Raw genomic sequence first — 16,334 nt, 5'->3', positions numbered from 1 at the left:
TTCATACCGGCTACTTTATTCGCTTGGAAATAGGATGGTCTTCATTTAGTTCCAGCAGATCCCACAGGTTCCCATATAAATCTTTAAATACTGCCACCATTCCATATGATTGTTCTTTGGGCTCTCTAACAAATTCTACTCCCCTTGAGATCATTTCGTTATAATCTCTCCAGAAATCATCCGTGTTTAAAAACAGAAAAACTCTTCCGCCCGTCTGGTTGCCAATAAACATCTCTTGTTCAGGCTTCGATGCTCTTGCAAGTAATATAGTAGTGCCGACTGACCCAGGAGGAGATACAACTACCCACCGCTTGTCTTGTTCGGGCTGATACGTATCTTCGACTAGAGTAAAATTCAGCTTCTTTGTATAAAACTCTATCGCCTGATCATAATCTTCTACAACTAGAGCGATATGGACTATTGATTGAATCATGTACATCAAGCCTCCAATCGGATTGTTGCCGTTAGCTCTTTTACCAGATACAAAAGCAATTCATCATCTACAACAACTGTTTCTCCAGGCTTAACCTCAAGATTCTGATATGAGATGCCATTTCCATCTAAAACATAGCCTCTTTTACAATACATTCGTTGAGCATTTCCATAGTCTTTGTAAAGCCCTACACCTAAGCCAATTAATTGTGTTGACCTAGATGCTATTTCCTCTAACTCGTCAAATAATGTACTTGCTACCCTCTTATTTCTATAAGGTGGCAACACATTCAAATCGTTAATTTCAGGTATATTGCGGTCAACAAAGTAAGGATACTTCGACTTATAAAGCAAATGACAACATCCTGCCAGATCATCGTTATAATAAGCCAATAATGTTATTCTTGAACCGTTTTGATTCTCTAATAAACATTTCTCATGATAAGCGCTTATTGAAAACCACGGAAAGTGCTTTGGAAATTCTGAATCAAGTAATTTCACCTGATCAAAATTGGATAATCGTTCTGTCGTAATCGACAATTTATTTCCTCCAGACTATTTAACTCTCGTTATTCGGTAGTTGAACAACGACAGTGCCTATTTCCGTCGCTTAAGATTTGTCAGCGAACGATAGTCCCTTAGCGGCAAGTGCTTGACGGATAATACCCAACGCTTTTGGTCCCATGCCATGCAACTTCAGAATCTCGGCCTCGCCGATCAACGTGAACTGCTCAAGCCGCAAGTATCCAGCCCTAGCGAGTGCTCGTTGTGCGGGCTTGCCTATCCCGGTTGGAAGGTCGCTTTCAGGTTTAGGTTCATTGATATTGGTCAACGCTATTTCTCCTTTCTCTTGAATTGTGGTTATCTTTCTTGATTTGATGGATTGTAAGTTTCTCTCTATCATAGCAGATTACTATGTCATGATTTCTTGTCGATTGCTCATTTTTAAATATACACGCACTAGTAAAGGATATTTAACAAGCTGCCCGTTACTTCAACGAACAAAAAGGATTAGCTAGCTAACTGCAACAGCAGTGAGTGATCCCTCTAGAAGGACACTTAAAAAAAAGAATTAGCACGCCTTAAGGAGATGATTCCTGTACTGAACAGGGGTCATCTTTTTTAGTCCCCACTGGTAGCGGTGGTGGCTATGATATCGGATGAACTCATCGATCTCAGTTTGAAGATCATTTAGCATCGAGCAGGTGCAACTCTTGACGTGGTCCTTTAGGTGCCCGAAAAAGGACTCTTGAGGAGCATTGTCCCAGCAGTTCCCACGTCTCAAGCAATTCAAACGATGGACGGGTAGCTCCCCGAGCGCCTATCGACGCACACCAAGGGAGCTCCGTTTAGAAAAGGATTAAATTTAGGCTGTCTTTCCTTTTTACGAATCCGCCTGTTTAGAGGCAATCGATTTTCGCAGCACCGAACCAAACATCTTCACAACGTTCCTTCTGGGCATGATTCGACCGAGGAGAGCGGTGAAATAATTGTTCGTGCCGTCTATGACGAAGCTTCTGCCCTTGCCCAACGCGCCTAAGGCGGTGTGCACCACTTGTTCGGGAGTTCGTTTGCTTCTGGTTTCCACCTCGCGGGCCGTCTTGAAAAAGTTCGTTTCCGTTGGGCCCGGGCAAACTGCTAAGATGCGAATGCCTTGGCTGCGGTATTCCTCCCATAAAGATTCCGTAAAGCTCAGTACGAACGCTTTGGTTGCGCTATAGACGGAGCAGTAGGGGAAGGGGAAGAAGGCAAGCAGGGACGCGATATTAAGGATAGCTCCATCCCGCCTGGCCACCATGCCGGGCAGGAATAGATGGGTCATCTCCATCAGGGCCGTCACGTTCAACGCCACCTGCTTGCGATAGTCTTCGGCCGGATGGTTCAAGAACTCGCCGCTTAACCCGAAGCCTGCATTATTCACCAGAAGATCCACTTCCTTGCCTAACCGGTCCACTTCGTTGTAAATCTGCCTAGCGGCGTTTTCCTGGCTGAGATCGACTGGGATGACAAAAACTTCAATGCCATGGCGGCGAGACAGCTCATCAGCCAATACGTCTAGCTTGTCCTTCGAGCGGGCTACAAGGATAAGATCCTTGCCCTGCTTGGCGAGCTCCTTGGCAAAAGCTTCTCCAATGCCTGAGGAGGCTCCCGTGATTAAAGCGGTTTGGCGCATGTGCTTGTGCTCCCTTTCTTGGTATTGGCTTCATAATCCCGAACGCAGGGACTGGTGGACTAGAGAAACGCTAGAAGACGTAGCGCAGCAGAAGATAGAGCGCAATCGCCCAGACGGGAATCATGATGAGGAACCCGCTTAAGCAGCCCCGAAAGAGGAAGATCCGGCTTTTGTCTGTCATGTGCTGGGAGCTCCTTGTACCGTAATCCTGTTTACTGCTTCTTGAACGTCAGGTGTTGAATGGTGCCATCCTGTTGATCGGCTTCCAGATACAGCATATAATCTCCGGCCTTATAGTTCAACTCCCAGCCTTCGACATTTATAAACTACAATTCGTTTATTGCACTCATGACCACATTATGGAATAAATTTCGAGTATATAACTTGTCCGTAATTATGGGGAAGTAAGCCCACACGACATCGTAAACCGGATCTACAAGAAGCCTGACACCGCCCGCACCCCCGTGGTCGAAGGCCTGAGCGGAGCGCAGACTGCCACTATCATCACGTTTGTTTCCATGTATATTCCATCCATAGCCCCAGTTGGCTTCCGTAAAAAATTCACCGTCATGAAATGCAGAGACACCGGGTATCTGATTGGAAGTCATTTCATTCACCGTTACTGGACTCAAAATTCTAGACTCCCCATAGATTCCTTTGTTTAAAAACATTTGCCCAAATACTGCCATATCCTTAACAGTAGAATACATTCCTCCCGAAGCTGAAGGATTCCTCATAGCTTCGGGACTTGAGTACCAGCTTCCATAAATATGTTCTGCTCTTTTATAGACTTTGTTGAACATGGAATCAGGAACAATATAATAACTATCCTTCATGCCTAGAGGTGCAAAAATCCGCTTTCTTGCATAATCTTCAAGGGACTGTTTACTTACCCTCCTGACGATTTCCCCAATAAGCAGGTAACCATAGCTGAAGTAACGCATTTCTGTACCGGGAGGCTTCCATAATGGAGTATCATATCCAAGATAAAGTCTTTTTTGAATATTTGGATGCTGAGATGTTTCCGGTTCGGGAACGATCACCCCTTCATCTAATTTTTTCGAGGAATTGTAATGAACATCCTCATCTCTTAATCCCGAAGTATGGGTAAGCAAATGATGAATCTTTACAGCATGCTTACCTTCCCCAGTAAATTCAGGGATATACTTGGACACCGGATCGACTAGTTCCAATAATCCGTCTTCCACCAACTTCATGAGACATGTGGCTGTAACCGGTTTAGTTAATGAAGCAAGCGGGAACAATGAATCCTTGTCCAATTTCAGTGACTCAGGATCAAGGGTTAGCGGACCATATGACGCATGCGAAACGATGATCCCTCTTCGGACGACACACATAGATGCTGCCTGCATCATCCCTTCGTTCACCCAGCTCGATACCAAATTTTCTAAGTAATCGATTCGTTCTTGCGACATGCCTGCATCTTTGGCACTCCCATATTTTAATTCCATAAGTACTTCCTCCCAATATTTCTGTTAAGTCAGTTCAATAAAACACAAAAAGAGCAGCAAATACTTGCTACCCCACTTTACATTTAATCCTTGTGTTTTCTCAGTAATTCATCAATCGAGATCCCATTTATGATTAACCCCGTTATATTACAATCCGTGATAATCACATTGGATAAATCACATTTTGTAATCAGAGTATTTTTTAAAATACAATTATCAAATACCACCGGTCTATATTTTTCCTCAGGATCATAATTAGCATCAACACCCTCTATTGGCCAGTCAATATCGCGAAACTGCGCGCCGGTCATTTGAGCTTTTTCAAAAATCATATCACTCATATTTGCGATAGTTATTTTTGCACCTGTTAGATTCACATCATTTAAAGTTAACCCTACTAGATTAGCACAGTTAATATTTGTGCCTGCAAGATCCACTTCATCGAACTTGAGTCTCTTCGCATCCACTTTTTGAAATTTCGAATCAGATATATCGGTCATCTGCAAATTAACTGTTCCTTTCGTCCACTCTGACATACTCACTTTCCTCCTAATATTATTTTAGGTTCACAAATGGTTTAATATAGCTTCCCTTCTATGTCAACGAACTCAAAGTAATTGAAATCGTTAACGAGCTGCAGCTTGGTTAAGAGTACATTTTTCGTTTGTAGCTTTCTATATATATCAAGTGCGTCCAATGTTAATGTGCTTAGATTATTACCTGACCTTATTGTACGGTATCTAAATATTTCCAACAATGTCTTATTGAACTATTCAGCCTGTTACTTACTAAACAAAAAGAAGCCTTGTTGAAATAGGCTCCTACACTTATGGCCGTTTTGTCCTTCGGCATATGAATGGGCGAATTTTTGCTTATCGAATCACGACAAAAGTCATTCACTAACAAAATCTAAATGTTTAACGTTCGTAGCATTCTTATGATTGTAAATGTTCTACTGAGGCAAAGAAATCTAATTTGTAATTCCCACTTTCATAAATTAGCTTTGTGATCGAGCACTCAGGAATCAGGTCGCTTTGTACTTCCACAAAATTAGGGTGCCAAACATTCAGTTGGTTCTCGGAAAATGTATTGACCAGGAAATCAGTTATTAATCCCCCATGAGTAACAATTACAATGTTACTTTCAGGCGGATGTTTCTTTGCCAATTCTAATAAAAACGAGGATAAGCGTTCACCTGCCTGTTTCGCAGAATAACCTACGGGTGGTATATAGTCAGGATCCACTGTACATCGCTCCCACATCGCAACAAATTCATCGAATGTTTGCCCAGGTAAATCCCCCCAGTTAGCACGTTCCCGCAATCGATTATCTTCTGAAATAGTTAATTCAGCTTCTAATGCAATATATATGGCGGTTTCTTTTGCCCTTCTAAGTGGACTTGAGAATATGGTGTTTATCGGAAGGTTACGAAAATATTCAGCTGTCGCTTGTGCTTGCAATATACCTTCAGTGGATATTGGGACATCTCCAATCGACTTTTCTTTGATAGCATGCCTTATGAGATACAAATTTGTACTCATTTAAGAAACTCCTTTAACCGATAGTTTTAAAATAAAATAAATTCAATAGAATTCTAATTAGATATACGTCTAATGACATTATAGTACTCTAAATAGAGCTTAGTCTAGTGGATTTTAATCGGCATATGTTCTTGTCACTCGACAGATCATCAGCTGCCTTCTCTTATCGTTAACGTTAAGATAACCGCCATGTCTTCAATGCATATGATTCTGCTGTTTTCTCAACTCCATCAGACGGCTCCGATTGTCCGCTAGTTTCACTTCTTTTAGCACCCCATTCTGATATTGCAGGAACCAATGCAACTCGTCTCCCACTCCGAATTCAATAAACCAGTTCCCTTCCTCCTGGAATAAATAAGAGTAAGTTAATTGTTTCTCTCGGTCGATGTTGTTGTCCCGCAAAAAGAAGTAGTCCTACACTCAATACACCCATTGCCAGCCAGGCTATACCGACTTTGGTTTTTGTTTGTTTCTTTGCAGGAGACGAGGCACGTGTTTTAATTTTCGCTACTAATTCTTCTGTAAATGTCTTCTTTTTCAAGGGATCAACTTTCAGTGACTGGTACCATTGTGGTTCCGTTTTAGACGGTTTCATTGGAGTGCTCCCCCTATCTCCGTTATGTACTGCATATACTTACTGTCCAGAATGATCACCTCTATAGAAACTGACAAATCTGCACTCGTATAAGTTCCATTTTTTCCGCCGGAATGGTAGATATATTCTCTCAGCCCTTAGCTTGCCTCATCCATCTACTCTCAAAAGGCAACCTATATCATTCATTATCTATCTTGACCAAAAAAAAGAAACTGCCACAGCAGTCTCCATGTACTATCCACCTAACAAATGCGAAATCATCTCTGAAGCTTCTATCCACTCGTTTTTGAACCTGAAATTATACTTTGTTCTTTTCGATGTACTTCGCGACATCTGAGCGGGTATCGGGAATCACTTCTTTTGCTTCTGTAGTATGACGAATCGTTTCGGTAATGCCCCAATAATCGCTTCCCGGCGTTTTATGAAAATAATTTAAGTCCAGATCGTGTAAAATACGATGCATGTAAATAAGGGCTTGAACGTCATGGGTTTTATTCGCAATTTCGGCAAGGTCGCTAACGCGGTAAAGGTCGATCTCGATTGCTTGAATGCTTGCAAGCTTCGCCGCAATTTGACGATATGATAGCGGGTTTAGTGCATCGTTTGAAAGGGCGGAATCCCATGCCACCACATTCTTAAAATAACTTTCGTTGCCATACCCAATCCAAGTATTGAATTGATTGTGATATGTCTTCAACAATGTGATGGCGTGGCTTTCAGGCGTTTCTGGGCTATATTTCGGCTGCTCAATTTGAGCGATGACTTCGGCCGTCTTCGGCTCTGTATTTGCCTTTGCTGTGATTTCGCTAAAACCCCAAGCAATAGCCGACCCTATAAGTGTAACTGCGACACCCGCAGCGACAAGATTCGTTTTCAAGCTCACCTTCATAATCAATCCTCCTATCCTTGAAAAGACACATTTAAGTATACACCAGTATAGCGAGTTCAGTCTGCCCTTTACTTCAAAGAAATAAGGGATCCTTTGACTGTTCGGCAGCCGGAGAATCCCTATTTAAGTAACGTATCCCGTTAATTGAGAAAACGGATCCGATTTTCTCTAGCTATCTTCAATAACCCTGAACACACTTACTGAGCCAATATAACTACACTAATAAAAAGAAATGCTCCAAAGATCTTGAGCAAAATGCAGTATCTTACTCAAAAAAGCACATGGATATTAAATGCTGCCCGATAGTTATGCGGGGCTACCGTCAATACGCCGATAGCCTCGTTAAAATTGTATTGAGTTCTTGTGTCCCGTTAGAGCTCAACGAGTCATTTTATGATATATATCGCTTGGTGGTCTGCTCAATCGAGTGTCCGGTTTGTAATATTTTGTTACCCAATGGTTTAATGACTTTTCTTTGAAACCAAGACTCTTATACAATTTTGTCGCAGGATTGCCTTTTACAACCCCGAGCGTCACGATTCTTCTGCCCCTTCGTATAATTTCATTTACAAGAAATGAAATAAAAGCTCTGCCGTATCCACGTGATTGAAGATCTGGGCGAACGGATACATGACTCAGTTCACAACCGTCAATAATTCCGACTGCCACTATTTCACCGCCGATAAGCATCACAAATCTATTGTTTCTATCTTCGGCGAATCTCTTCCGCTCCGTTTCGTTAGGAGGATAATAGTAAGACGGAAGAATCCCCACGCGTTCATGCATTTGGTAAAAAGCTATTTCGCAAATATTATGGCATATTACATAATCATCATCATCGTACTGCCTGACAGAAATATTACTTTCAGGAAGAGGTACACCTTCACGCTCCATGATAAAGGATGAATAACTTATGTAATAACCATGCTTATATAAAAATTGCAGTGAACAACGGTCGCCATCTATACATACACCTATCGAACGTTCTACTGCATCATTTTGGGATAGCATTTTATCCGCCTTTGCCATAAGTGCGGCACCAATGCCCATTCTTCTGTATTCTTTGTTAACAAATATCGTTGTCAAAGCTCTTCTCTTAAAACCATCAAATGAGAGAAAAGCTACCGTTAAGTCGTTGTAACGAGCAACAAATATACCGTCAGAGAGCATTTTGTCGCTCTGTTGAAACACGTTAAACTGTTCATTTCCACACAACATGGCTGTGATGGAGGCTTTATCCCTTTCGGGTTTATAGGGTTCAATTATCAGATCTCCCACCGGTATTCCCCTTTAATATTGAGCGTCGTAATCAGACTTCCTTACAACAAGATTATATTACAACTTGTAAACCGAAATCCGCCAACAATACCTCTCCGTCAAATACAGATGCTGCTTCTTCCTTTAACAACTGAACATCCCCAAAATGAGGTAAGTGCGATATCAGTAATTTCTTTGCATTTACTGCTGCCGCTATCTTACCAGCTTCATGTGAATTCATATGACCATACTGGCTAGCGTTGAATTCTGCATAAAATGAAGCTTCCGCAATAAGTAAATCCGCATCTAAAAGGTATGCAACTAGTGTTTCATCATATCGAGTATCAGCTGTATACACTAATACCTTGCCTTCAGCCTCTACCCTCACTCCTAAGCAATATGCATCGTGATTAGTTCGGAAAAAAGATAACTTTAAACCGTCCTCAAATGAAACGGTAGCACTTTCGTTAACTCCTATTGCATACGAACCTTTCATAACAGGAATAGACCAATCTCCTTCAAATTCTTCGGAAATTAGGAGCCTCAACGGCTTTTCCCTACGCTGCAAATCCATATCAATTAAACATGCATATTGAAGACAACCCAAGTCTGCCATATGATCATAATGACGATGAGAGAGAAAAACGGATGTAATCTCGCTTATCTCAATGAATTTCTGTAAGGCAGATAATACACCACTGCCGCAATCGAGTAAAATTTTGTGGTTACCTGATTCTAATAGATAGCCTGCAGTTGCTTCTCCTGCTTTCGGAAAAGCACCCCATCTTCCAAGAACGGTTAATTTCATAGGAGTACCACTCCATTCTGTGTTTTTTGTTATTTTACCATAATATAGAATTATAGATGGGTTTTTGTAGTAATCTACCCGTTAGCGAGTAAGGCTGCAGGTCGTTCTCGCGGCAGTCTTTGATGTGGGTTATTGAGCTATCGTATCCGTCCACTATGTGGAATCGTTAAGATGAATTTTTGCCGAGTGCCCCCCTCCACCTCAGAGGCTAGTTTTAGCCATCCCTTTATGTCTTCCTTTGTTGCGTTTTCGACATTCGTCATTTTGTCCCCCAAATATGTTGCTTTCACATGAAATCAGTATTATTTCAACGAATGAATAAGACCGAGGAATCTCGGGCGGATTCGAGTAAAACCCCTTCGTCGGATGTAAGCACGCGCGAGATCGGATCCGCCACTTCCAGCAGCAGGCGGCCTGAACTGTCGAGCATCACTACACCTTCGTTGTCGCCCAGTCGGCAGACGAGCCGATCGTTCAATACTTGCACGCCAGCGACCAGCGTTTTCCATACGAGCAGGTCTTCCCCGTTCGGATCGGCCCGGTACAGCTCAAATCGGTTCGCTTCCGTCTCGGTTGTGTAAAATACGTTGCCGTCGATGCCGTCAAAACATGACACGGCATGGTCGGACAGTTTCTTTTCGCCCGTCCCGTCCAGCGCCGACGAATATAACGCGTTGTCCGCGTCTTTCACATAGTATAGCTTGTTATTGATAATCCGGAACGAGCTAATGCCCGAGTTGACGATCGTATCGCTTTTATTCGTTTTTAGGTTGATTTTGCAAAGTGAATTCCGGTTGTTGGCGCCTTCTAATATGCAAAGCACGAAGACATCATCCCCGACCATAGAGGCGGCAGGAACACTGCGCCTAGACTGGGCGTACATCATCACATTCGGGTTGTCTCCTCCTACAATCTTGCGATTCGCCTCATCCTGACCTGGTTGCGATAAATACATGTAGCCACCGGGGAGATTGTGGATTAATCTCCCATACGGGGTGTCGAGGAAGTCGATATACCCTGAATGCAGCAGCTCGGCTTTCCCATCGTCGCCGATTTTAACGAACTGATCGGCACCCGTAAGTCCTCGCCCGAGGTGATAGGTAAACCAAAGCGTATTATTACGGATTTGAAAAGTTACGACCTTTCGATTCCAATCTGAATTGTGGAAGTTATATGAATAAATCTCCTCCATGTCGGACGGTTGCTGCACGGGAGCTCGATATATATGGTTCGTCATATCCGCCGTCTCGGCAAAATAGTAATACCCCTTGAAAAGTGCAACATCGTTCTCGCCGGCATATGCAGGAAGTTGGACTGTTTGCACCTGCGGGTTATGGGACGTGATGCTAAGACCATCGGTATTGCTCCACCGGTAATTCCATCCGAATTCGTCGTGCGCGAACCGCCAGGTCAAGGGAAAATACGTCACATCCCGGAAGCTTAACAAAGGATATTCTTCCTTGGTGTTGTCGATCTCCTTGCCGTTGATTGTGACGCCCGATGCGGGGACTACTGCCGTGTAGAAAGCCGCGTTGCGACGCTCGGATTTGTAGGGCACATACGAGGAGGTCACCAGGCTTTGCCTAATATTCAAGCCATCACCCGGCGACCAAGTCGCCTCCAAACCGAGCAGTCTGCTATCGTACCACGTCATCGGAAAATAGGTGATGCCGTTATAAACCAGCAGCGGGTATTCGCGGTACTGATTTTCCACAGTATGCCCGTTCAGTTCTACCGTAAAATCCGGCAGCGTAACCCTCACGCTCTCAGCTGCGGCTCGACTGTTTGCCGCAGGTGCCAACAAGCTTAGGCATAATGAAAATACAACCATACATCCGATCCATCTTTTTCTCATAGTCCCATTCTCTCCTTTTTGAATTAAACGAGGAAATATTTGTATGAACTATTGACGTTCAATCAAAAAAAAGGTTGCACTGCTGCCCGTTAACGCAGCGAGGCCGCCGTGCATAACTCGGCAGCCATCTGATGCAACCCTCTTATCAAATTATAGACTGCTACAAAACGACTAAATATTTCGTTTCTCATACTCAAAGGGTTCTTCACATGAGAAAATTTCATGGAAAAATCCCATATACGGGATATCGTCTTCCAGGCATTTTATGCAATATGACAATTCCTCATCACACTTCGGATCTTCACCATTGTTCCGCATACACTCGAATTCATCTACAATATTTTCCATGAGGGTTACTTTGATGAATAAGGGCAATTTATCCAACATCAAATTTTCGATCCTGGTCTCGGTTCTGTATCCCTCGAGGGCTGTTTTAAAATAATCATCCATAAACTTTTTGCGTTTACCGGCGTCTGGTTCAGAAAGTATCCAACCCACTCCGCTTCTCCAGAGATCTGCCAGGTCATACATATACCAACCAAAACATGAATTATCAAAATCATATACAGTTATTTGCCCGGTATCAAAATCTATCATATAATTCCCATCGTTGTAATCAAAATGAATCATACCGAATGACTCATGGTGCCTGTCCAATCCTTCTAAGGTTTTAAGGAGCTCAACCAGCTTCTCCTTAAGCAGAGATAAGGAGTCGGGTATCAGTTCATCGATATATTCGGCATTGTATTTATCAAAAAAACTATACCGACGATGGACAGGAGTATATCCTTTTGACAATTGGTGGAGTTTCCCCAGGACTTTACCGCAGTTATAATAATATTCGGTAATAGGTGCTCCTTCCCGGTACCGATATTTATTTTCCACAAGCTTTTTTCCTCTGGCCTTTTCAAACAGGCAGACAAAAAAGGTGAGATTATTATGAGTTATCTCTTCCAGCAGATTCCCCTTCCTGGATCTGACTACATCCGAGACACTGCCGCCATGCTCGAATAAATACCTGATATATTCAACTTCGCCCAGCAATTCTTCTCGGCTCCTGTCATTTAAGAAGGCGATTCTGATTATTTTTGCACGAGCGCCCTCTTTCTCACAGTTATAAACGACATTCCGCCCTCCGGCATGTGCCTTAACCGGCTTGGTTTCATAGCCTTCCAACCCGTACAACTCCGATACTAATGGAAGTAAATATGCATCAGCGATTATAACAACCTCGTTATGAATCATAATATCTCCTATACCTTAAAACTCTGTTATTATTTATTTTCATTAACGGCTGAGCTGCCACCTTTTTCCACTTTATATTTTACCAAAAAATTTGCCCGTTGGAATAAATAAAGATATTGAGAATCATGCCAGAACGTAGAAAGACCCACAAACGGTGGTTTGCGGGGTCACTCCTCTTTCATCGACTATTTCTCTTCGATTGGCGTATATATCTCTAGCTCACTTTCAGGTGAAGTCGGATTAAATCGTACGTCCATTAACTCTACTACCCAACCTTTAGTATGTTTGTAGCCATTCTCATCAATCCAACGGTTAAGAGAACCATAAGCATCACCTATTTTCCAAATCTCACCTTTGTGCGTATAGACAGCATAAGTGCATACAGGAGTGATCTGGCTTACCATTCCTTGTGGAATAGAACCAATCTCTGTGACTTGAGCGGTTGTATAGTAAGTTCCAAGGTTGTCGGGTGCATAATTACCTGGTTCGTATAGAGCCAATTTTTCACCAGTTCGATTTGGGATTTCCTCCATACGATTTAGTAAAGAGTCAAATGATTTCGGAATTACGGTTGGGTATTCTGAATACTTTGCTTCATGCCTTGTTCCAACTGCTGAGAATCCTCTTTTGACCACTCTACACGTGTTATCTTTAACACCTAGTTCGCTCACTTCGTTTCTCCTTCGGTTTCTGAATCGTATAAAAAGGCATAAAATAACATTTCGATGTTAGCCAGATTTTTCCTGCAAAAGCACGTTCGATTTCAATAAAAACCAAATCCTGTAAAATGTTATTTTGATTAAACTGCCCGTTCGCAGCGAGGCTGCCGATCAATGCAAGCAGCCTCGTCCTGGCAAAATATTAACAATCGAGTCTCATTAGTTTTATTCATAGGGTATCTCCGGAATCCTAATATGATTTTGAATCGCTCTCATGACTATCGAGGGACTTAATCAATATGACTCTTGCAATATGTATATTCCTCAGATCCTTTTACTTCCTTACAATAACTTCCTAAAATAAACAGCTGATTCCTCATATCCAAGTCCTTTATAAAACGGCGCTGCTCTTCGTGTGGCTAGTGCAATTAGTTTTGATCCCCTTGATTTTGTCCATTCTTCGAAATATTCCATAATCTTTTTTCCAATTCCTTGATTTCGGTATGTTTCATCTACCATTATTTCTTCTAACCATGATACCCTGCCATTCGCATAAAAAGTGTAATGATCAAAACCTAAACAATATCCGACTAATTCGTTATCACATTCTGCAACTCTTATGAAAACCGATTCATCAGATAATAAATTATTAATGGCCTCAGTAAATAATTTTTTATTTGGTGTAAATGAAGTTGCAAACTTCTCTGCTAACTTGAATAAATCATCGATCTCTGATAACTCTACCTGTCTGATGTATACTTCCATTTGCGTTACTCCTTTCAAATATCAAATAAGTATGAATACGTTCAAAAACAAAGACAGCCAGGGTAATATATGGTTGACTTCCAGATTTTATTGAGGGGCATACAGAAACCACAATATTACTTAAAAAAGTCCGAAAGCAATGGCAGCAGGTTTTTTGCATTAACCATATGGTCCTGGCCTGCAAGTTGTGCGAACTTTGCGTTTGGAATTGCACTCGTTAGTTGGCGGCCGACATCATGTATTGCTGCGGGGCTTTTTTCGCCAACAATGATTTGCGTTGGTACGGAAATTCGAGTGGCACGTTCAACAGGTGGCATGTCCTCAGTTAGAGCAATATCATAAGCAAGGGTTGGAGCAAGTGCTTTCATAGTTCTCCAGCCAGGAAATAACGGCAACAACAAAACAAATACTTTTGGCATTCCAATACCCTTCAAAAAAGTGCTCATTGCTTCTGCGTTTTTGCCGCTATCGAGAAGTTTGTGTATTGTATGGCTTAATTGTTTGTATTCGGCCTTTTCTTTCTCGTCGTGTACATATGGCGCATCATACATAACTACCTTTTGTACTTTGCTGCCCAGTCGCAGTGAGGCCTCAAGTGCCAGCACGGCACCCGAAGAATGGCCATACAAATACGCCGTGCCGCCGGCTGCATTAATCATGGCTTCGATATCTTCGATTTCACGTTCCATAGAATATGGCAGTGTGTTTCCACTATCGCCGCGTCCACGGCGGTCGTAGTTGTAAACAGTGAATTCAGTGGCAAAAACTTTAGCATCTTGTATGATCGGCTTAAAAGAGCGAAAGCAGCTCGCTCCCGTTATGTATATCAGCGCTGGCCCACTATCGTAGACATCGTACGCTAAGGTTGTGCCGTCTTTTGATTGGGTCGTTTTCAATGGATACCTCCTTCTTCCTTATCGAGTAATGTAAACACCTAGGTCGGCGACAATTTCCTCGGAGTTTCTGCAATTAGGCACTTACTAAGCATAAACGAATTCAGTATATGAAACTTCTTTTGAATTGCTATGTTTAATATTCAAAACTTCGTCAGATATTTTGTGTTCAATAACAAAAATGGAGAAGCTGTGATGCAGCTAACTCCTCAAGTATCGGTACCCGTTATATTAATGGCGTTAGGCTGTTTCCAAATACCACAATCTACTACGAACGAAAACTCCATTTCACACACAAAAAAGAGGCCCCTCCGCCAACTTTTTTAACGGGGAGCCTCTTTTTCAGTGGTTGATTCGTCATTTGATCGCCGAGGGCTTTCCCCCGCCGTCTGCCTTCGGTTGCTCTGTAGCTGCCGGATCTCTTCCCGTCGCTGCTCGTACCGCTCGCGGATCTTCGGTATTGCCTCCTCGCGTGCCTTTTCGAGCCTCTCCTCTGCCAGACGATCGAGCTTCTCTTTCTGCTCTGGGCTGACCTTGTACACATTTGTCGTTATGACCTCGGTCGTTTCAAACTCCGTTTCCACTTTTTCCAGAGCCTTTTTCTCATTGTCCAAGTTCGACACGATCTCCCGCCTCCCTCGTTTTGGTTAACTTTTATGTCCTTATTGTACGCAACTTCTAATGTAACCTGTTGTTCATCATTACTGCCTGAGAAGCAGGAGAAGAAAGAGGCCGCAGCAGCCTATCCCCACTTTAATCCAGATCCGTATTCGGCGGTTCGTAGCCGAGCAGCCGGGTCATCGCCACGATTTGTCCCTTATGATGAAATTCATGCGTCTCGGTATGGGTGAGCAACCACAGCGGTGTCGTGCTCCACGGCTCTGCCTGCCACTTCACATCATTCACGATGCTCCCCAGCATGCTGCTGGCATACTTGTCCAAAAACCTCTCAACCGCATCGTCCGCGAGCCCGAAACGGGCGCGAACCTTCCGGACGTCCGCCTGCCCGATCTCTTCCTCCGTCGCGAAGGAAAAGTTGGCTCGCTTCAGCCCGAAGGCGAAGGACCCGAGCCAATACCGGTAACAATCGGCCACGTGAATATGAGTCCTTATGATGCTGCTGCGTCCGAAGCCCGGCACGGCGCTATGCAGCTTGTCCGGCGGAAGCTCCTCCAAATAAGCGAACAAAACTTCCCTCGTCCTTCGAATAAATCTGTATTGCGTCTTAAGCAGCTCCGACATTTCTCATCCATCCTCTCCGGTTCGCCGACGTCACAGCCTGCATTAATCCCGTTCTCTCCAATCATATCAGCTATCGGGCCGATGGGTACCGGGTTATTTCCCGGAAAGAGGGCCAGTTGTTCCGGGCCTGGCGATGTTAATGGACGGTTCCTAAAAATGATACAAACAGTTCTTTCTTCTTATGGTATTCAGGGGAATCAGAAGGCAGCAAACCACATGCATACTCTATAATCACTCTTCGGCCCAACAGTGCTTTTTCTGAGGTTTTAAAACCACAATCTTTGCAGTTAAAACCACATCCGTCCTGTACGTTTTTCCATTGCACCTCAAAAGCATTAATAGCTCTCTGTTGTGCAAAACTTTCAGTTACCCACGGTGAAAATAAAAACGCTGAGACGATAACAACAAGTGCCATCACGCTAAATACTATTTTTTTCACGGATTCACCCCTACATTATCTGGCGTACAATGTGATAATATTAACAAAAAGCTGATTATTGGAGGCAAG

At 43.0% G+C, this 16,334-nt stretch carries 19 protein-coding genes and 1 pseudogene; all 20 read right to left on the bottom strand.

All coding sequences use genetic code 11. From position 1 onward, the window contains the following. Positions 1–10: 10 nt before the first annotated feature. The 20 genes and pseudogenes from AC58QD_RS20100 to AC58QD_RS20005 all read right to left on the bottom strand — a co-directional run bounded on the left by AC58QD_RS20100 (position 11) and on the right by AC58QD_RS20005 (position 16,265). Positions 11–433, bottom strand: a complete 423-nt coding sequence (locus AC58QD_RS20100; RefSeq protein ID WP_497336546.1) for a VOC family protein — start codon at positions 431–433, stop codon at positions 11–13. A gap of 5 nt (positions 434–438) precedes the next feature. Further along, complete coding sequence (locus AC58QD_RS20095) at positions 439–972, bottom strand: GNAT family N-acetyltransferase (RefSeq protein ID WP_497336544.1); 534 nt, start codon at positions 970–972, stop codon at positions 439–441. A gap of 70 nt (positions 973–1,042) precedes the next feature. Next, positions 1,043–1,264, bottom strand: coding sequence for a helix-hairpin-helix domain-containing protein (locus AC58QD_RS20090; RefSeq protein WP_497336542.1), 222 nt, complete (start codon positions 1,262–1,264; stop codon positions 1,043–1,045). 240 nt (positions 1,265–1,504) lie between these two features. Then, a pseudogene (locus AC58QD_RS20085) lies at positions 1,505–1,714 on the bottom strand (IS3 family transposase); the annotation flags it as partial. Between the two features lie 102 nt (positions 1,715–1,816). Then, positions 1,817–2,605 carry an SDR family NAD(P)-dependent oxidoreductase gene (locus tag AC58QD_RS20080; RefSeq protein WP_497336540.1) on the bottom strand — a complete coding sequence of 263 codons (789 nt, stop codon included), beginning with the start codon at positions 2,603–2,605 and terminating at the stop codon, positions 1,817–1,819. Between the two features lie 326 nt (positions 2,606–2,931). Continuing rightward, positions 2,932–4,077, bottom strand: coding sequence for a serine hydrolase domain-containing protein (locus tag AC58QD_RS20075; protein WP_497336538.1), 1,146 nt, complete (start codon positions 4,075–4,077; stop codon positions 2,932–2,934). 83 nt (positions 4,078–4,160) lie between these two features. Next, positions 4,161–4,613 (bottom strand): pentapeptide repeat-containing protein, encoded by a 453-nt coding sequence (locus tag AC58QD_RS20070; protein WP_497336536.1) that lies wholly within the window; start codon positions 4,611–4,613, stop codon positions 4,161–4,163. A 399-nt stretch (positions 4,614–5,012) separates the two neighbouring features. Then, entirely contained in the window at positions 5,013–5,618 is a 606-nt protein-coding gene (locus AC58QD_RS20065; protein ID WP_497336534.1) for a histidine phosphatase family protein, read from the bottom strand. Positions 5,619–5,940: 322 nt separating this feature from the next. After that, positions 5,941–6,213: a hypothetical protein gene (locus AC58QD_RS20060; RefSeq protein WP_497336532.1), complete on the bottom strand. Its 273-nt coding sequence runs from the start codon at positions 6,211–6,213 to the stop codon at positions 5,941–5,943. 298 nt (positions 6,214–6,511) lie between these two features. Continuing rightward, a complete protein-coding gene (locus tag AC58QD_RS20055; protein ID WP_497336530.1) occupies positions 6,512–7,102 on the bottom strand; it encodes a hypothetical protein in 591 nt (196 codons plus the stop codon). Positions 7,103–7,480: 378 nt separating this feature from the next. Beyond that, the gene (locus AC58QD_RS20050; protein WP_497336528.1) at positions 7,481–8,380 is read right to left on the bottom strand and encodes a GNAT family N-acetyltransferase; all 900 of its coding nucleotides are present in this window, start codon (positions 8,378–8,380) and stop codon (positions 7,481–7,483) included. Between the two features lie 52 nt (positions 8,381–8,432). Beyond that, positions 8,433–9,167 (bottom strand): MBL fold metallo-hydrolase, encoded by a 735-nt coding sequence (locus AC58QD_RS20045; protein ID WP_497336526.1) that lies wholly within the window; start codon positions 9,165–9,167, stop codon positions 8,433–8,435. Between the two features lie 307 nt (positions 9,168–9,474). Next, positions 9,475–11,022, bottom strand: a complete 1,548-nt coding sequence (locus AC58QD_RS20040; protein ID WP_497336524.1) for a DUF5050 domain-containing protein — start codon at positions 11,020–11,022, stop codon at positions 9,475–9,477. A gap of 171 nt (positions 11,023–11,193) precedes the next feature. Beyond that, positions 11,194–12,267, bottom strand: coding sequence for a phosphotransferase enzyme family protein (locus AC58QD_RS20035; protein ID WP_497336522.1), 1,074 nt, complete (start codon positions 12,265–12,267; stop codon positions 11,194–11,196). A gap of 185 nt (positions 12,268–12,452) precedes the next feature. Then, positions 12,453–12,938 (bottom strand): GyrI-like domain-containing protein, encoded by a 486-nt coding sequence (locus AC58QD_RS20030; RefSeq protein WP_497336520.1) that lies wholly within the window; start codon positions 12,936–12,938, stop codon positions 12,453–12,455. Between the two features lie 330 nt (positions 12,939–13,268). Beyond that, entirely contained in the window at positions 13,269–13,691 is a 423-nt protein-coding gene (locus tag AC58QD_RS20025; protein ID WP_497336518.1) for a GNAT family N-acetyltransferase, read from the bottom strand. Between the two features lie 116 nt (positions 13,692–13,807). After that, complete coding sequence (locus AC58QD_RS20020) at positions 13,808–14,587, bottom strand: alpha/beta fold hydrolase (RefSeq protein WP_497336516.1); 780 nt, start codon at positions 14,585–14,587, stop codon at positions 13,808–13,810. Positions 14,588–14,907: 320 nt separating this feature from the next. Further along, a complete protein-coding gene (locus tag AC58QD_RS20015) occupies positions 14,908–15,207 on the bottom strand; it encodes a hypothetical protein (RefSeq protein ID WP_497336514.1) in 300 nt (99 codons plus the stop codon). Between the two features lie 130 nt (positions 15,208–15,337). Further along, positions 15,338–15,826 (bottom strand): DinB family protein, encoded by a 489-nt coding sequence (locus AC58QD_RS20010; RefSeq protein WP_497336512.1) that lies wholly within the window; start codon positions 15,824–15,826, stop codon positions 15,338–15,340. Between the two features lie 136 nt (positions 15,827–15,962). Further along, positions 15,963–16,265 (bottom strand): hypothetical protein, encoded by a 303-nt coding sequence (locus AC58QD_RS20005; protein ID WP_497336510.1) that lies wholly within the window; start codon positions 16,263–16,265, stop codon positions 15,963–15,965. Positions 16,266–16,334 lie beyond the last annotated feature (69 nt).

Source organism: Paenibacillus sp. J2R1T-4, from assembly GCF_059692235.1.
Note: the sequence above shows the minus strand (reverse complement) of the source record. Positions and strands in the feature narration are given on the sequence as shown.